This window comes from Legionella genomosp. 1, assembly GCF_900640215.1.
Lineage (GTDB): Bacteria > Pseudomonadota > Gammaproteobacteria > Legionellales > Legionellaceae > Legionella_C > Legionella_C quinlivanii_A.
Genome location: NZ_CAAAJH010000018.1, coordinates 20,173 through 36,601, shown reverse-complemented (window position 1 = coordinate 36,601; position 16,429 = coordinate 20,173). Strand labels below are relative to the sequence as shown.

Here is a 16,429-nt window from a genome sequence, read left to right as displayed (position 1 = left end):
AAATGATTTAATGGTTCCTTTTCGAACTATTAAGGAACTCAATAATTTTTATTACGTCTTTTTTAGTGAAGGGCTTATGAAAGACTCGCTCCTTGTTCTCTTCTGATAATGCATAATCTTCGTATGAAGATAAACCCATAATAGGTGCTTCTTTGCCAATATGCCAATTTTTCTTAATTTGATGAATCAAAGTATTTCGATGATTAAGGTTTATATCAATTAAAATAAGACCGTATAGTTAATATTAGCGGTGGCTCGAAAAATTCATACCACGGCCTCATCTGGTTCAGACTAGGAAATAAAAACGACATTATTCCTTCGCGATTGAAGCAGAGGATTATTTCTCTTAGCAACTCTATCAATATTAGGTTTAATCTGTCGTTTTACACCTTCAATTCCCAAAGCGCTGCGGTTTGACAAGTCATTAAAATCACTGAATTGCCTGGGGTTTGATGACTGTTCGCCTGGTGCAAAAGTTGGAAGAATGACAAAGCCTTTGACGACATCTGCTGCTTCGCCTCCTTTTTCTTTTCCGGGATTAATACCTTGAGTTAACTCAAGATGTTTGTCATCGTCAGCGGCTACAATGATTGGGGTATGAGGATATTGTTCATGCAGAGCTTTGGCAACGGATTTGAGATTGCCTGCATCAAAAGCTGAAACCACAGCCGGTAGCTCGGTTGCTTCTTTTATCGTTGCAGCGGTGGCATAACCCTCCGTTATCAAAATAACGGGTACATCTGCAAGCTTCTCAATACCTCCTAATACATGAAAGCAGCCTTCTTTCCTGGAATCCTTTGCAAACCGCTTAGCGCCATCTTTGTCAATGTATTGAACGGTCCAGATGGTGCCGTTACTATCGGTTGCCGGTATGCAGGTTAGTTTTTTTTCTTCATCAGTATACACACCCGAATGAACTTGAATACCTTTCGATTGCATATAAGGCGTGGGTTCCACAACCTCTGTCATCATGGATAATTTTTGCTTGAGTCTTAATGCAGTACTTTTTTGTTTGGCTTCAAGCTCACGTTGACGAGTTTGTTGATGCTCAAGCGCCTCTGCCTTGAGCGTTGCCTTCTGTTCATCAGTTAGAATGTAGCCCTTACATTTCCAGTTAAGCTCTGCTCCAGTTCGATTGTTTTTAATATATCCTGCTGGAACACCATCTAAATGGGCTACATAAAATCCTGCTTTTTCACTATTTTTATCACCCTCGGTGGGGATGCGATGAGGTTTGCCATCCATAATCGGATGCTCGCCTGAAACAATAGCATCAATGCTTATCAATGCCGCTTTAAATTCATCCGCAGGTATAAGCGCTTTATCCTGAGTCAGTATTTGATTTTCAGGAAGCCAGGCCTTGATTTTCTCAACAGGAACACCAGGGTTTGCATACCAACATTTTTGAACTTTATCCCAGGCAATACCTGGTGTTCCATCAGAGAGTTTTCCTATTGTGGATTTTGCAATCTCTTTTTGTTTGAAGGGGATGCTTAACCAGACCCTTTCAGAAGTGGTGTTTTCAGACGCCATAAAGACTTCCTCTTTTAGTTTATCATCCTTGATTTCAATAAGTTCTGTCAGTTGAATGTCTTGGGTTTGCTCTAAAGCACAGAGGTGATTAACTATTTTCTCTGCATCTGCGGATGCTCTGAATATTTCTAATGGTTCATCTTCCAAAACACGAATCCATGATTTGATATATGCAGTGTGTTGAGAAGAGTCATGCCCTATATCAAGCTCAGCACCTAAAAGCATGCTTGCAATTTCAGCTCTAAGCTCTTCTTTGGCATAGGCATCTGAACCAAAGGGATGGCCTAAATCTCTATCCAGTCTTGAAGGATGACCGCTCCAATGCCCTAGCTCATGCAGGGCGGTAGCATAATAGTTTGCCGCGGATTTAAATTGCTCTTTTGGTGGAAGATGGATACTGTCAGTTGATAACTTGTAAAATGCTCTGTCCGCTTCAGAATGAATAATGGCAGCACCAGAGTTATGTAGCATTTTTTCTGCTCTTTCAATTAAGGACCAGTCTGGCTCTTTTGCAATGAGTTCTGGCATATTATCAATTTGCGAGGCATGAAATACCGTTGCATAAAACACCTTGGGTCGTTCAAGATTCACGTGCACTTTTAGTGGATTACCATGCTCATCAAGTACAGGTTTACCAGTATTATCTTGTTTGATTTGTTCTTCATGAAATTTCCAATATTGAATCGTGGTGCCTTTTTCTCCCTTGCGAACCTGCGCATCCATACTTAGCGCTTGTTTATAAGTTAACCAACGGTTGTCATCACTTTGATTCAGCATCAAATACAATGCATTGATCCCTCGATAACGCTTACCTGTGACTGGATTATAAGGAACTTGACCATTACCTGTGCCTGGTTCCCATGGTTTTAGCCAGGGCGCGGTTCCTGCTTTCAGGCTTTCAATAATTTGATTGGCAACGACTTGATGGTAAGGCATTTTAGTCATAAATGGCCTCCATGGCGTCTTCTTCATTGAGTGCATCTTCAAAAAATGCTCCCATGATGTCAGCTTCTATCGGACTGACTTCGACAAGAAAGCCCGGGATTACTAAATCCTCGAATTTTTCTGAAATCACATCCATTAACTCGGTTTCATGACTCATGTGGTTTTCTCCCGTTTAATAATTACCCATATGGGTGTGATCATTCCCTTGATTTGTCTTGTGTGAACAAGACCATAATATCGACCATCGAATGACCATTCGCTTTGACTGGTCATCGTCATGATTTCATCTTCTTGAAGTTGATAATTCATCACCTGCCATTGAGGTAAAGCGCGGTTCATACCATCCTGTAATTTTGGTTTTGAATAGGGAATTAGCATTTGATTCACAAAAACCCCTTCATTTGTCACAGAGAGGATATCGCCAGATACAGCCACCACTTTTTTCATTAAATAACCATATCCATTACAGTAAAGACCATGGTCTATATAGCCTCTGTTCTTGGCTAATTTGAAAGACTGCCTATCATCGGGGCAAAAAATCACATAAGCATTTTTTAGCGGCTCTGTGCCGGTGATACGATATAATCCTACAGGAATGGATTCAGTAAGGTTTATCCTAAAGCCCATAGAATTGAACAATATGCCTGCAGCAATAGTACTTATCAGAAAAATAGCGATTATTATGGACAATTTTTTCATAACCTGATCACCTCATCCTCACTTAAACGAATACGTAAAATATCTGAGTGAGTAGGAGCCTCTACAGATGCTCTAGCCATGAAGACTGGATCTTTAAAATAAAGCGGTTGTTTACCATAGATAGCAGGGAAGCCCGCTGCATAAACAACCATATCCCCAGCTTCAATAATCAAGCCATTAGAATCTTTTTTAGGTCCTGGCATACGAAGACACTCATCAACGGTTAAAAGAGGTCTCGATATTTCCTGAATGGTTTTTGATATTTGATTTAAGAACGTAGAAAAGCGTTTACCGCTGGTGGTGATGTGTTCTTTAACAATAGTTGTTTGACCTGTTAGCTTGGAAAGATGTTCTGCCGTTTCAACTCGGTTGGGTGGATAAGCATTTTGGATATGGCAATTAGAAGTAATGGTTTCATCAGGACCATAACCACGTTCACGGCTTTTAAGCTGATTAATGTCCTGACAAATTAAGTAAAATTTTAAACCATAACCTGCAACAAAGGCTAATGACTCTTGTAGAATATCGAGTTTTCCAAGGCTTGGGAATTCATCAATCATGCAAAGCAGTCGATGTTTATAAGTTTTTTTAGCACTCACATAAGATAATCCTTTGTCATCGGATACACGCTCAAATTCCATTTTGTCAGCCAATAGTCTCACTATCATATTAATCATGACTCTAACCAGAGGTTGAAGCCTCGCCTTGTCATTAGGTTGAGTAACAATATAGAGACTCACCGGATTTTCATGGTTCATCAAATCTCGAATACAAAAATCAGAGTCAGAGACGTTATGTGCTACCACTGGATCTCGGTATAACGCCAAATAAGATTTTAAAGTAGATAATACAGAACCTGCTTCTTCTTCGGGTCGATCTATCATGTCACGTGCAGAGGCTGAAATAACAGGATGGGTTTTGTCCTCAATATGTGGGTATTGGGTCATTTCAATGAGCAGGTCGGCAATATTAATATTGGGATCAACCAGCATACGGTCAATGTTGGGAAATGTGGCGGGTTCTCCCTTGTTTTTCAGTTTATAAATCGCATGCAGAATAAAACCAACCAAAAGGGCTTGAGAGGTTTTCTGCCAGTGCGTTTCCAATCCTTTACCATCGGGATCAACTACAAGTGTTGCCAAATTTTGTACGTCACCTACCTCTGATTCAGTACCTACTCTGATTTCATCCAGAGGGTTCCAGCGTGCGCTTCCTTTTAAAGTTGCAGGTTCAAATCGAATGACTTTGTTGGCGGCATGTCTCTGCCTCCATCCAGAGGTCATTGCCCAAAGTTCGCCTTTTAAATCGGTAATCACGCAGGAATGTTTCCACGATAAAAGGGTTGGAATCACAAGGCCAACTCCTTTTCCAGAGCGGGTTGGCGCATAAGTTAAAACATGCTCAGGCCCATTATGGCGCAAATAATGAATTTCTCCTTTGTCATCCTCGAACGCCCCAACATAAACTCCTTCATCATGTCCAATTAGGCTTGCATTGCCTAAGTCCTCCCAATTAGCCCATCTGGCTGAACCATGGAGATAATCACTCACATTGCTCTTTTTAAAATACTTGGAAGCCAACACGATCATCATTAAAAAGAGAGAACCCATCATGACGATGAGACCAAAGGCTGCATTAAAAGAATCTGGATAATAGGGTTGGTATTTAATAGCCCACAGAAAAATCTGCCACGGCATATAAATATGGGCGAATGAACCTCCCAAGACATCAGCATAGTGAAATTGATGCGCGAAAAACTGAGTTCCAATTTGCATGCTGATTAAGAAAGAACAACTGACTAACAAGACTAACGTTTTATTTATCTTGCCGTGATTTTTTTCTCTTACTTGGGGACCTATGGCTTTATTAGGTTTGTTTTGGCTCATTGACTCTCTCCAGATGCCTTTTGGTTCACAAATTGACTAACCTCATCTGATTCTTCAAATCCTGAACTAAAACTACCTGCCGGGGCGCCCATGGATAAAATATTTTGCGCGTTGGATTCTTGTGATTCAGAAGTGGATGAATTCGCTTTGCTTTGGATTGCTTCGGCAATTTTTCCACCTGTTGTGTCCGCGATTTTCTCAGCAATTGATTCTTTAACCGAATTCGCTTTCTCACGAGCAACATCCATAGTGCCTGAGGCCAAATGTGATCCAAAAGAGCCTGCAAATTTGGCAGCAGTTCCCATCGCCTCAGCTAAACCACTGGTTTTTGAGCCTTTATCCATTCCAGACAGTGCGCTTGTATCGCCAGAGTTAGTGGATTGACTGGCTGCTTTAAATGCAGCATTAAGTGCGGATAAGCCACCACCGCTTTGAGCAAATGCGGTACCTGCTGCACCTGCCATGGCAGCTCCTGCAATTCCTGCCGCTCCCATAGCTCCACCAAGACCGAGCCCACCGCCACCACCAGAACCACCTCCTGACACAATGCCTGCTAAAGCAGGCGGAATTTTATCAATAAGAACCAATAACAGTACTGCAACTACCAGCATGACAAACATTTCTTTTAACATGATGTTTTCAGACATCGCGGCATAATACTGATCTACAAAAGATTTACCGATACCAATAATTAAAATCATGGCAAAAGCTTGCAATGCGATACCCAACACGGTTTTGTAGTAGTTAATAGCAATATCCTGTGTCCAACGGCCACCGCCAAACCCTAATAAAACAATGCCACCATAAGTTAAAATCCATGCGGTGATTAAGATAATGAGCATGTTGATACTGACTAAAGCCAATATAATCAGAATAACCCCTGCCACGAGCAATCCTACTGTAGTTGCAGCAGGAGACCAGATAGACGAGCTGTCGATGGCTTTTGAGACAATATCAAACCCAACATCCACAATATCAGAAGGAGAGACATGCTCATTAATCCCAGAAGCCTTTGCTGCAAGTTGCCGCATGGAGTCTATGATTGCCTTTGCAATTGCAGGACCATTGTCCAAAATCCAATAGAAAAAACCGACAACCACAAAAAACCGTACCGTTTCAGCTAAGAACTCTTGAATGTCTGCTTTACGCAATGCCATCAAACCGTAAGTCCACACCATACTGATTAAGGCCAAAGACCAGAAAAGATATCTGGCATAACTCAACATGGTTTGGCTCCATAGCGCGGATGTGCTGGCAAATCTCTGTAAAATATTGTCGAGCAAATCACGGCTATCCATGCCATGCCCCTGAGCATGGCAGCAGGCAGAAAACCCAAGTAAACAGAGGATAATAAAATAGGGAGTTATTTTTTTATTCATAGCATTACCACTTCTTACCAGAGCTTTTGGAGTAACTACCCCCTCGAAAACACGTATCACCGATTGCCTGCAGCTCCTCTTTTGTTCGACCTTCTCTTGAGCTGTCGCAAGTTAAAGATGCAAGGTGGTGGGCTTTTTTTGTTTCTGCATTTTCACAGCCGGACAGTGCACACACAAATAGCATCATAGATAAACTTAAAATTTTCATTTCCTCTCCTTTTTGTGATGGATTACCATTTTTTTCCTGAGCTTTTATGGTATGCCCCTGATCTAAACTGCTCATCCCCTGCAGTCTGTATCGCTTCTTTGTTGGCATTCGCTGCATCTTTGACTGCCTGAGCATTCTGTTGCGCTAATAACACGCCTCTGATTTGAAGCAATTGATGAGATTGATTACTAGCTAATTGAGAAGCGGCTTGAAGAGCCTGTTTTTGGCCTGTAGCACTTTGCGCTTGAGATTGCAAAGTACGTAGCTTTGCAGAATCATTTTTTAAACTCTGTTGTTGCTTATCAATCCCTTTAAGCATGGCATCATTGGAACGTTTTTCAGCAACAGAAGCTGCTAATCTGCTTTGTTTGATTTTTCTAAGTTCTTCAGTAGAACATTGGCCATTGCCATTAAAACAAGGGGTCTTTTGGTAGTATTCCTGACTTTGGAATCGGTCAAGATACCCTTGGAGGCTGCCAGCTTCCTGCTTGTAATAATCAATGGTATCAGTCGATTCAAGCAAATTATTAATAACCGAGTTGGCATTATCCCATTCAAAGGAAGTGAGTGATTTGGTGTTTTCCAACATGTTTTGGTATTGATTCATCTGATTTTTGTATTGATCGACTTGCGTCTTATACTCGCTAAGCTGAGTTGCAATCATTTTTCCATTTTGAATCCAGTTCGCAACGTCAAAGACAGGTGCGCCACTTGCGAATACTGGCAAAAAAGAGAAATAAATAATCATGGATTTAAATTTCATTATGTTCTCCTTCATTTATATGCAAATTGCCTATAAGGCTGTTTAAACGTTAAATCTTTCACTACGATGATATTGAAACGATAACCTGGGCGGACATTGATGGTGGGAGACACATTTAGGTTTTTTGAAACCAGTTGCGAAGTAACCTCGCCCAACTGTTGCCCTAAAGCCTGACTCATGACACTGCCAGCTGTGGGCTGGGCGTAACCGAATTGGTTAGATTGATTGGTATTTTGGCTATAAGTAATGCCAGCAATAATGCCTGACATTAAAAGTGCTGAACCATAAATTTGCGCATAATGATGATCTACCTGATCGCGAAATCCTGCATATCCAGCACTATCAGCGCCGGGCATAGAGCCGATATCCAGGGCTTTGCCATCTGGAAACAACAGTCGCTGCCAAGCCACTAATACAGAGTTTTGGCCAAAACTGACATCACTGGAATAAAGCCCCAATATCTTGGTGCCTTGTGGTATTAAGATATATTTACCCGTTGCAGTGTCATAAACGTTTTGTGATACTTGAGCGATGATTTGACCTGGCAATTCAGAGGAAATACCACTAATCATTACCCCTGGAATTACGCTTCCAGCTCTTAGCTCGTATCGACTGTTTGGGTTTTGCAACGTTGAATTTAAATGCCAGCGCATTTCATTTTCTTCGCCACCTAAAGTTTGCGGCATGGGTTTGGCTTGTCTTCCCTGTAACAATGCGAGCTGCTCTTTGAAGGTTGACGAAGAATCGAAGTTCGTTGTCACCTCATTACTATTCATGTAAGTTTTAACACTATCTCGGTTATTCAATCTTGGGTTATCGACCATCACCGAGGTTTTGGCTTTGACAGCCTCTTCAAATTCTTGAGTTTTTTCCTGACGAATACGTTCGATTTCGCCCTCGGATACCTCATGTGTCAGAGTATCTTCTAGACGAGGTAATTGCTCTGGAATGGACAAAGGAGCTGTTTCATTGCTTGCTATCGTATCATTTTGTGGTGTGATTACCGCTGTTTTATGGCTTCCTACCACGTCATTGGCAAGGCTCATAGTATTTTTCTTAGGGTTTTTAACATTTGCTATTTCTGGCGGCTGGTTTTGCGCATTAGCTCGTTTATTGGCAACTAATGCGATGAGCACCACAAAAAGAGTTAAAATACCAATTGCAATCATGAGTGGCACATTATTTACCCGTTTTACACCTGTGGTTTGAAGTTTTTGCGGTGAATTGTCTGGTGACAAATAATCATTATTTTGATTCATAGTTCTTACTCCTTATGAGTCCATGCGCTGACAGGGAGGATTTTTTCATGGTTTTTTGCATACAGGCGGCTCAATGTTTGTATTCCTACATAAAGGCTAACTCGATATAGGTTTTGAGGTTCAAGCTCATCAAGCACATAGAAAAAATTGGCCTTTTGTTTGGGGCATTGATTTTCATTTACGCCATAACCTTTTTTTCTCAAGCCTTGAACCAGAGTATTGCCAAAGCCATCTGTTACCCTTTGCCCAATACAAAATGTATTTTGAGCAGGTGGATAGACTCGGGTTAATTGAGTAGCTGCATCTGCTGCCAAATAAGCATCTCTGCCCTGTGACAGTTGAGTAAAATTGCCATAACGCATGCTCGCACAGCTTGATAACAAGACTGCGAGCAATAAAACACTTAATTCTTTCATTTTCAGCACCTTTTAATCGTAATTTTTTCTTGAGATGAACCGCTGCCGATAACTAATATGGCTTTATCAAAAACACCGTCAACGATGTAACGACAACCCTGAAGACGATAATTGACCATGACGGATTCTGATTTTCGAAACAGCCCTCGACTTCTTAAAACCAACAGCGCAGGCGCTTCACTTTGAGCCATGGTTCTTGGCATCTCAATAATTGTTTTGATGCCATTGTTATAAACTCTAATGGGCTTAAATCGGGCATTACCTTGAATTTGATAATTAAAGTTAAGATCGCCCAGATATTCATTAGTTTCTGGCAAGGTGTCTACTTTTCGTCTTTCAGCTTGAATGTGTTGAAGTAACTGCCATTTGGCTTTTGCTTCATCGGGATAAATAAAAGAAACGTAGGGCATAAATTCGGTTCTGTCAGACTTTAATCTAAAGTGATACGTCCTTCTGTCAGTGGTCACAACCAAGGAAGAATCAAGCCCTACATCTTTGGGTTTTATGAGAAGATGGATTTGTTGCAAAGTCCCGGCTCCTGTGATGGACGGCTCAACAACAAAGCGAGGATCACCAACATTCATGTCGTTAAACTGCTCACCTGGCTGCAGGGCAATATCACAAACCTGTAATGGCGCACAAACTACCCTGGTTTGCCCTGATCCATAAATAAAACTGACCGAACCATCTGCCGAAGCAAAGGGCTTACTTGTTTTTTCTCCTTTTTGTGTACGCTCTGCAATATCTAAAGCTTGTTTTTCCTGACTCGATAGCTTGGGTGAAGTATCTGAAAAATAGCGTTCGGCCAATTCATTATTATCCAATGCAAACCCTGTGAGAGGTGTCAATAAACAAAATAGCTGTATTATTCTTTTCATTGCTGTTCTCCATGCTTTAATTCATAAGACCAGTTAAAATCACGCACATAAATCAGATGGGGATTTTTTAAAATGGACTCACTGGTGACATCATTGACTTCATTCTCCTGATACATCGTAATCATCGCTTTCATCATGCGAGGCTTTTCTTTTAGCGAGCCATCACGATTTCTCACTGTTTCAATCCAGTCGACTTGCCAGGTCTCATCCGACTCTTGAAGCACTGAACGAATATCAATGCTCACAATTTCATGAGCAGCTCTTTCAAAGGGATTGGATTGCTGTTTGTCGTTGTAGAATTCTTGAACCTTGTTTAGAGCAGCATCATTGGCATTTAAATAGGAGTACACTTGAAAAACTGCTTTCTTTTGCAGTTCCACATCAAGGCTTACCATACGAATGTTTTCAATAAAATGGGCAGCTGCAGCGCGATAATCATCGATAGTTGCCTCACCAACCCTATCAGCACGAGTAACCGATAACGTATTACCATTGGCATCTTGTTGAAACACCAAAGGTATAAACTTGGACTCACTGCCTATAGCGATTAATCCGCCTACAGCAGCCAAAGCAATTAAGAGACTGCCTAAACCCACCAATTGCCAAATCTGTAGTGATTTCATAAGCCCTGCGGTATGAACATTCCAAGCGCGTCTGGCATTAAGATAGGGATTATTTGTTATACTTTTTTTCATGCTGCTTCTCCGTACTGTTCCATGGGAATACCTTTTTCTGAAAGCCATTGAGAGACCCAGGCATCTTCATACTTCAACTCCAATTGCTTCATACGTGCGATAGAATCGGGATCTGTTGCACCTACAAACGCCAAGGCATAAGGGCCTAACGCCAATTGATAAAGGCGTTGGCCTTTTTCACTAACGTAGTAGTAATCACGTTTGGGTTGAGCAGATGCAATGATGTCAATCTGCCGCGGATTTAAACCCATCCGTTCGTAAATGGTTCGGGTTTCAGGATCTCTTGCATACAGATTTGGTAAAAAGATTTTGGTGGCGGTTGATTCAACAATAATGTCTAAAATGCCAGAGTTGGCTGCATGGGATAAATGTTGAGTTGCCATAAACACCACGCAGTTTTTCTTAGCCATGGAATCAAGCCATTCAGCAATCTTGTTTTTAAATACAGGATGCGCCAGCATCAACCATGCTTCATCAAGCAAAATTAAGGTGGGGCGGCCATCTAATGAGGTTTCAATACGTCTGAAGAGATAAAGCAATACAGGGAGTGCAAATTTTTCACCCAAGCCCATTAAATGCTCGATTTCAAAGGTCATGAAAGAAGACAAACCTAAACCATCACTTTCCGCATCCAATAAATGCCCCATCAAACCATCAATGGTGTACTGCTTTAATGTTTCTCTTATGGGCTCATCCTGAATAGTCATGACAAATTCAGATAAGGTTTTAGAGCCACTTTGATGCATGCTTATAATGGCATGACCGATTTCATTGCGCTGAGCTGGTGTGGTATTCAAACCATTTAATGCCAGAATCGTATCAATCCACTCCATAGCCCAAGCTCTATCTGCTTTAGTCTCTAAAAACTGCAAAGGAGCAAAAGCAAGGTGGCAATCTTTATCAGCAATCGTGAAATGCTCCCCACCTGTTGCCTTGCAGGTCGGATACATGGACATGCCTTTATCAAAAGAATAAATACGGGCATCTTTATAACGACGCCAGGACAATGCCAGTAAACCAAGATGGGTTGATTTACCGGAACGTGTGGGTCCAAACATAATGCCATGACCTAAGTCTCTGACATGAAGGTTCAAACGAAATGGTGCATTACCGCTGGTGACGCAATGCATTAAAGGCGGTGATTGCGGTGGAAACAATGGGGAAGGTGCTTTATTTTCACCAGTCCAAATGCTGGATGTTGGCAACAAGTCAGCCAAATTCATAGTATTAATCAGAGGTCTTCTGATGTTTTCAACACCATGACCAGGTAGGCTACCCATAAATGCATCCATGGTATTAATGGTTTCTGTTCGTGCGCTAAAGCCTAAGGCATTGATATTTTTTTCAATAAATAAAGCGGCTTTTTCGACCTTGCTTCTATCCTCATCCATTAATATAACTACCGATGTATAATAGCCTTGACCGACCATCCCTGAATTGGTTTCAGCAATTGCAGCTTGCGCGTCATTAACCATGCTAAGTGCATCTTCATCGATAATACCTGAGCTAGTATTAAATATTTGGTCAAAAAAACCTCTAACCTTTTGTTTCCATTTTTTACGGAATTTAGTGAAATGGGCTACAGCCTCATGCATATCCATAAATATAAAGCGAGAGTTCCAGCGATATTCAACGGGTAATTGTGTTAACAACGTTAAAATACCGGAATAAGATTCCATGGGAAATCCTTCAATGGCGACACATTGAATGAACTTTCGGCCAATTTTTGGTGTAATGCCTGGCGTTAACTCCTGACCTCCAATCAGTGCATCCAGATAAATTGGATTTTTGGGTAGATTCACCGGATGATTAAGCCCTGTAACACAATATTGAATGTGTCTTAAAAAGTTGTCCTGAGTAATTTTATGGTCTTCATTGATGAGTACTTCTGAACCTAATCTTTCGAGATGGAGAGCTGAACTCATGCGTGACTCAAAGTTTCTACACGATTGCTTGAAAGTTTCAATCAATTGATGAGTTTTGGCTTTTTGGCTTAATTTTTCCCCTGAATCATCAAACATCAATTCAACAAAACGCTTTTGCGCCAATACAGGTGGATACCAGGTTAGCGTGATAACAAAGTAACCTTCATATAAAGTTCCTGTTTGTTCAAATAGCTGTCGCCTTTCTTCATCAACAGCTATTGAGACGGGATCGAGAAAGTATGAGTCACTGCGCTCACTGTAACTAGGAGCAGCTCTTCTTATGGCATCGACATGAATCATCCAGCCATTGCCCATGGAGGACATAGCCTGATTGATACGAAAGGCCATCATTTCACGAGCTTCATCCGTAGTGTTGGCGATGTCTTCACCTTGATAAAGCCAGGCTGCCATAAAAGAACCATTTTTACCGATCACTACGCCATCATCGATCACTGCAGCATAGTTTAGTAAATCAACCAGTCCTGCGGTATGGTTTCGATGCTTTTTGACATGGTATTCTCGGCTCTTCATTCGAATGGCACCAAACAGCATAGCTAACAGCAAAAGCCCGGTGATACTGATTAAAAAGGTAATGAATTCAATCATAAATACCTCCCTTTGTTATTACGAAAGGGTGTTGAGCGTGCAGGATAATAGGCTTGATAGCCTCTTTGTCTTAAATAAACTGCTCTCATACAAGGGTCGGCTTTAGCCATAAGCCTAAGCCCTTTTAAAGATACAAACCAAAGGGCAAAGCCAAAAATGGCAGCAAGCCAATCTTGAGCTGCGAATACTAAAATGGCTGATAACAATCCTGAAAACATAACCAATTCGCGGTCGCCGCCCATAAAAAGGCTTGGGCGGTTGCCGCATTTACGTATAGGAATGGTACGAAGACTCATGGCTGCAACTCCGTAACCGTCATTGCGACTGAAGGTTTAGCAATTTCAGCTCCTTTGCCTGTAATTGCTGTCATGGTATTTTGTGCTGCAACTAAAAAGGACAGTACCAACACGAAAAAGACCAGGGTTCGCATAAAACCGTTCATGTCACCACCAAAAATCAATGTAGCGCCAGCTGCAACCAATCCAATGATTGCTGCAGAAAAGGCGAATGGGCCGGTAATGGATTTTTGTATTTTTGTTAGCCATGAGTCGAATGGCAGTCCTCCACCTGCATTGGCGGCTGAGGCTGAGTGCGTCATTAACAAGAGCAATAAAACCATCGCTCCCATTATCCAAATATTCCTATAATTAATATTGGCTGCTTGCTTCATTGGTATTCTCCTTAAATGAGTTTTTCGATGGTGTAATGACCGTTTTCATAACCTTTAATTGATAAAATTTCTTCGACACGACGCCCCGAGGGGGTTCTTGCGATATGCACTAGACAATGAACCGCATCACCAATTAACGGTTCAATTTCGGCTGGTGCTGCTGGATTTCGACTAATTAGTGATTTCAATCGATGAAGTCCTGCAAGGCAGTTATTTGCATGTAATGTGGCAGCTCCTCCCTCATGGCCTGTATTCCAGGCATCGAGTAAATCAAGTGCCTCACTGCCTCTTACCTCACCAACCAAGATTCTGTCAGGACGCATCCTAAGTGTGGTTTTGAGAAGTTGAGTCGTGTTGACATCAAGTGTGGTGTGGTATTGAACACAGTTTTCAGCAGAACATTGAATTTCCCCCGTGTCTTCAATAATAAAAACGCGCTCCGCAGGTGAATGCCTAACCATTTCATTAATAATTGCGTTTACTAAAGTGGTTTTACCGGAACCCGTTCCCCCAATGACCAGAATATTTTTATGTGCAACCACGGCATTTTTAATCACCTCACATTGTGCTTCTGTCATGATCTCGGATTGCACATAGTCATCAAGGGTAAAAACCGATATGGCTTTTTTACGAATAGCAAAGGTTGGCTTTGTTACCACGGGTGGTAGCTGTCCTGCAAAACGAGAACCGTCTAGTGGTAGCTCACCTTCTAATATCGGATTAAAACGCGTTATTTCTTTGCCATGAAATCCAGCAATTGTTTTGATAATGGACTCCGCTCTAGCTTCGGTAATAGTACCAATACAACGCATGGTTTCACCTAAGCGTTCTTGCCAAAGTCTGCCATCAGCGTTGAGCATTATTTCAACGGTTTTAGGATCACTTAGCGCTTGTTCAATCATGCCGCCCAAGTCACGTCTTAGCTTTTCACGGGCACGGTCTTTAACCGTTATCCCTTGTTCTTCTTGTGCCTTCATACGATATAATCCTCAATTACTGATGATTCTAAGCAGACTTTAACCCGTGCTTGAATTTGCTAATTAAACGGTCAACGATGCTTTCCTTATTGGGAGGAGAGTCATTGAACCATTGATCTTTTTGGCGTTCCCGATAAATGCGTCTTTGAATTTCATCACGGTGAACTGGAATTGATTGAGGGGCATCAAAAGCAAGACGAACTTCACCATCACGATAACCCACTACAGTGCAGTAAACGTCCTCACTGATAACGACAGATTCCCCAACTTTTCTTGTTAAAACCAACATATCGCTTCTCCTTCTGTTATTTAAATAAATAGGCTTTGCACTGCCTGATATTCTCTTCAACCACTTCTTTACTGGCTGGTTGATATTTTTCGGGTGCGACATCAAAAGCATTTCGCTTTTTCATATCACGACAAAAACTAATCATTTGCGGCAGGGTAGGAGGCATTTCGCAATGATCGCGACAATCCATAATGACCTGATTCAAAATCTCATCACTGAATCGACTTAAGCCCTCCAGCCACTCCTTCTTGGCAAAATCCAAAAAACCATCGCTCTTAAACTGGCTGCGCCACAAATGCCCGTAAAAGACAGCAAAGCGAGTAAACAGGTTTTCAATACGCTTTTTACTGCTGTCTGTAGCATTGCAAGTTGATGACGTTGCTTGGCTTGCATTCATCTTCACCGGTGCTTGCTGTGTTTCCTGTTTCTGGATTCCAGAATGGATCAATGGCTCTGTTCTTAGTATTTGGGCCGTACTTCTCATTCCTTTTCTCCTGCGTTAATTCAATTTTGACTTCATCTTCCCAGCATTTTTGAGACAACCAGTTGGCTGGAAATTTCCATGCTGGAACCCATTCCCCATGCGCTTCTTTTTCTGTACGGGCTTTTATTTGTTGAGCAAGAGCTTGCAACATAGTTTGCAGCAGAGGCTCATCTGGATTGATTTGTTCGAAAATTTCATAGGCACGTTCACGTGACTTTTTCTCGGGGTACATACGCCAGAAATGCTCGAAGCGTTGTAATAAATAAATATAATTATTTTCTTTTATTAGAGGTGTGTCGGCTTTTAGGATTTCATCTGTGTTGGCTTTTACCTCTGCTCCCTCAGAAAACCCTGTATTTACAAGGAGTTTTACGTGCGGCTTTGTGTCGGTTTGCTGTGTCGGGTTTGTGTCGGGTTTATTTTGGACGGAATAACTGATATCCGCTAAAAGACATTTTAAAATAAGATGTTTATCGAAAGACTGAATGGCAATAAGTCCTGATCGTTCAAGCCCTTTAATGGCTCGGCGAATTTGCTGACGGCTAGGACTCCCTGATTCTGTAATGCCTTGATGGGGTTCAATATAAAGCACTTCAGTCAGTGATTGGTAACTAATTCGTCGCTTAATCCCTACTATGAATGTATTGCGATCCATGTAAGGTCGAATCCCTCTTAAGTAGGTAATTTGCTGAATATATGAAAGCCCACAGAGTGCATCCAATTCATTGTCATTCACTGTAAAATACATAAATAATCCGTTATTCCTTAACTAAAAGTCTTAGCGTCCAATGAAACTTGTGATACCATTTTGAGAACT

Annotated in this window: 18 protein-coding genes; all 18 read right to left on the bottom strand. The window is 41.5% G+C overall.

Annotated elements, in window-relative coordinates; all coding sequences use genetic code 11:
- Positions 1–291: 291 nt before the first annotated feature.
- The 18 genes from E1O89_RS13880 to E1O89_RS13800 are packed head-to-tail and all read right to left on the bottom strand — an operon-like array spanning position 292 to position 16,360.
- Positions 292–2,478, bottom strand: coding sequence for a zincin-like metallopeptidase domain-containing protein (locus E1O89_RS13880; RefSeq protein WP_133140674.1), 2,187 nt, complete (start codon positions 2,476–2,478; stop codon positions 292–294).
- Positions 2,471–2,635: a hypothetical protein gene (locus tag E1O89_RS15500; RefSeq protein ID WP_019349995.1), complete on the bottom strand. Its 165-nt coding sequence runs from the start codon at positions 2,633–2,635 to the stop codon at positions 2,471–2,473. The genes E1O89_RS13880 and E1O89_RS15500 overlap by 8 nt, the downstream gene beginning before the upstream one ends.
- Entirely contained in the window at positions 2,632–3,177 is a 546-nt protein-coding gene (gene traF / locus E1O89_RS13875; protein ID WP_133140673.1) for a conjugative transfer signal peptidase TraF, read from the bottom strand. Before traF ends, E1O89_RS15500 begins: the two co-directional genes overlap by 4 nt.
- On the bottom strand, positions 3,174–5,063 hold the full coding sequence (locus tag E1O89_RS13870) for a type IV secretory system conjugative DNA transfer family protein (protein ID WP_133140672.1): 1,890 nt from the start codon (positions 5,061–5,063) through the stop codon (positions 3,174–3,176). Before E1O89_RS13870 ends, traF begins: the two co-directional genes overlap by 4 nt.
- On the bottom strand, positions 5,060–6,442 hold the full coding sequence (gene trbL / locus E1O89_RS13865; protein WP_133140671.1) for a P-type conjugative transfer protein TrbL: 1,383 nt from the start codon (positions 6,440–6,442) through the stop codon (positions 5,060–5,062). The genes E1O89_RS13870 and trbL overlap by 4 nt, the downstream gene beginning before the upstream one ends.
- A 4-nt stretch (positions 6,443–6,446) precedes the next feature.
- Positions 6,447–6,650 (bottom strand): hypothetical protein, encoded by a 204-nt coding sequence (locus tag E1O89_RS13860; protein WP_133140670.1) that lies wholly within the window; start codon positions 6,648–6,650, stop codon positions 6,447–6,449.
- A gap of 22 nt (positions 6,651–6,672) precedes the next feature.
- The gene (gene trbJ, locus E1O89_RS13855) at positions 6,673–7,413 is read right to left on the bottom strand and encodes a P-type conjugative transfer protein TrbJ (RefSeq protein WP_133140669.1); all 741 of its coding nucleotides are present in this window, start codon (positions 7,411–7,413) and stop codon (positions 6,673–6,675) included.
- An 11-nt stretch (positions 7,414–7,424) separates the two neighbouring features.
- Positions 7,425–8,672 carry a TrbI/VirB10 family protein gene (locus tag E1O89_RS13850; RefSeq protein ID WP_133140668.1) on the bottom strand — a complete coding sequence of 416 codons (1,248 nt, stop codon included), beginning with the start codon at positions 8,670–8,672 and terminating at the stop codon, positions 7,425–7,427.
- 5 nt (positions 8,673–8,677) lie between these two features.
- Positions 8,678–9,088, bottom strand: coding sequence for a conjugal transfer protein TrbH (locus E1O89_RS13845; RefSeq protein WP_133140667.1), 411 nt, complete (start codon positions 9,086–9,088; stop codon positions 8,678–8,680).
- Between the two features lie 2 nt (positions 9,089–9,090).
- A complete protein-coding gene (trbG, locus tag E1O89_RS13840) occupies positions 9,091–9,966 on the bottom strand; it encodes a P-type conjugative transfer protein TrbG (protein WP_133140666.1) in 876 nt (291 codons plus the stop codon).
- Positions 9,963–10,661, bottom strand: a complete 699-nt coding sequence (locus E1O89_RS13835) for a conjugal transfer protein TrbF (RefSeq protein WP_262337529.1) — start codon at positions 10,659–10,661, stop codon at positions 9,963–9,965. The genes trbG and E1O89_RS13835 overlap by 4 nt, the downstream gene beginning before the upstream one ends.
- Positions 10,658–13,192, bottom strand: coding sequence for a conjugal transfer protein TrbE (locus E1O89_RS13830; RefSeq protein WP_133140664.1), 2,535 nt, complete (start codon positions 13,190–13,192; stop codon positions 10,658–10,660). The genes E1O89_RS13835 and E1O89_RS13830 overlap by 4 nt, the downstream gene beginning before the upstream one ends.
- Positions 13,189–13,488: a conjugal transfer protein TrbD gene (locus E1O89_RS13825; protein WP_133140663.1), complete on the bottom strand. Its 300-nt coding sequence runs from the start codon at positions 13,486–13,488 to the stop codon at positions 13,189–13,191. Before E1O89_RS13825 ends, E1O89_RS13830 begins: the two co-directional genes overlap by 4 nt.
- On the bottom strand, positions 13,485–13,862 hold the full coding sequence (locus tag E1O89_RS13820; protein WP_133140662.1) for a TrbC/VirB2 family protein: 378 nt from the start codon (positions 13,860–13,862) through the stop codon (positions 13,485–13,487). Before E1O89_RS13820 ends, E1O89_RS13825 begins: the two co-directional genes overlap by 4 nt.
- 11 nt (positions 13,863–13,873) lie before the next feature.
- On the bottom strand, positions 13,874–14,839 hold the full coding sequence (trbB, locus tag E1O89_RS13815; protein WP_133140661.1) for a P-type conjugative transfer ATPase TrbB: 966 nt from the start codon (positions 14,837–14,839) through the stop codon (positions 13,874–13,876).
- A 28-nt stretch (positions 14,840–14,867) separates the two neighbouring features.
- Positions 14,868–15,128, bottom strand: a complete 261-nt coding sequence (csrA, locus tag E1O89_RS13810; RefSeq protein ID WP_133140660.1) for a carbon storage regulator CsrA — start codon at positions 15,126–15,128, stop codon at positions 14,868–14,870.
- 16 nt (positions 15,129–15,144) lie between these two features.
- Entirely contained in the window at positions 15,145–15,456 is a 312-nt protein-coding gene (locus E1O89_RS13805; protein WP_133140699.1) for a Vir protein, read from the bottom strand.
- Positions 15,457–15,472: 16 nt separating this feature from the next.
- The gene (locus E1O89_RS13800; protein ID WP_133140659.1) at positions 15,473–16,360 is read right to left on the bottom strand and encodes a hypothetical protein; all 888 of its coding nucleotides are present in this window, start codon (positions 16,358–16,360) and stop codon (positions 15,473–15,475) included.
- Between the last annotated feature and the right edge of the window lie 69 nt (positions 16,361–16,429).

Coding starts and splice junctions, on each gene's coding strand:
- E1O89_RS13880 (WP_133140674.1), bottom strand. CDS start 2,478: ATGACTAAAATGCCTTACCATCAAGTCGTTGCCAATCAAATTATTGAA.
- E1O89_RS15500 (WP_019349995.1), bottom strand. CDS start 2,635: ATGAGTCATGAAACCGAGTTAATGGATGTGATTTCAGAAAAATTCGAG.
- traF (WP_133140673.1), bottom strand. CDS start 3,177: ATGAAAAAATTGTCCATAATAATCGCTATTTTTCTGATAAGTACTATT.
- E1O89_RS13870 (WP_133140672.1), bottom strand. CDS start 5,063: ATGAGCCAAAACAAACCTAATAAAGCCATAGGTCCCCAAGTAAGAGAA.
- trbL (WP_133140671.1), bottom strand. CDS start 6,442: ATGAATAAAAAAATAACTCCCTATTTTATTATCCTCTGTTTACTTGGG.
- E1O89_RS13860 (WP_133140670.1), bottom strand. CDS start 6,650: ATGAAAATTTTAAGTTTATCTATGATGCTATTTGTGTGTGCACTGTCC.
- trbJ (WP_133140669.1), bottom strand. CDS start 7,413: ATGAAATTTAAATCCATGATTATTTATTTCTCTTTTTTGCCAGTATTC.
- E1O89_RS13850 (WP_133140668.1), bottom strand. CDS start 8,672: ATGAATCAAAATAATGATTATTTGTCACCAGACAATTCACCGCAAAAA.
- E1O89_RS13845 (WP_133140667.1), bottom strand. CDS start 9,088: ATGAAAGAATTAAGTGTTTTATTGCTCGCAGTCTTGTTATCAAGCTGT.
- trbG (WP_133140666.1), bottom strand. CDS start 9,966: ATGAAAAGAATAATACAGCTATTTTGTTTATTGACACCTCTCACAGGG.
- E1O89_RS13835 (WP_262337529.1), bottom strand. CDS start 10,661: ATGAAAAAAAGTATAACAAATAATCCCTATCTTAATGCCAGACGCGCT.
- E1O89_RS13830 (WP_133140664.1), bottom strand. CDS start 13,192: ATGATTGAATTCATTACCTTTTTAATCAGTATCACCGGGCTTTTGCTG.
- E1O89_RS13825 (WP_133140663.1), bottom strand. CDS start 13,488: ATGAGTCTTCGTACCATTCCTATACGTAAATGCGGCAACCGCCCAAGC.
- E1O89_RS13820 (WP_133140662.1), bottom strand. CDS start 13,862: ATGAAGCAAGCAGCCAATATTAATTATAGGAATATTTGGATAATGGGA.
- trbB (WP_133140661.1), bottom strand. CDS start 14,839: ATGAAGGCACAAGAAGAACAAGGGATAACGGTTAAAGACCGTGCCCGT.
- csrA (WP_133140660.1), bottom strand. CDS start 15,128: ATGTTGGTTTTAACAAGAAAAGTTGGGGAATCTGTCGTTATCAGTGAG.
- E1O89_RS13800 (WP_133140659.1), bottom strand. CDS start 16,360: ATGTATTTTACAGTGAATGACAATGAATTGGATGCACTCTGTGGGCTT.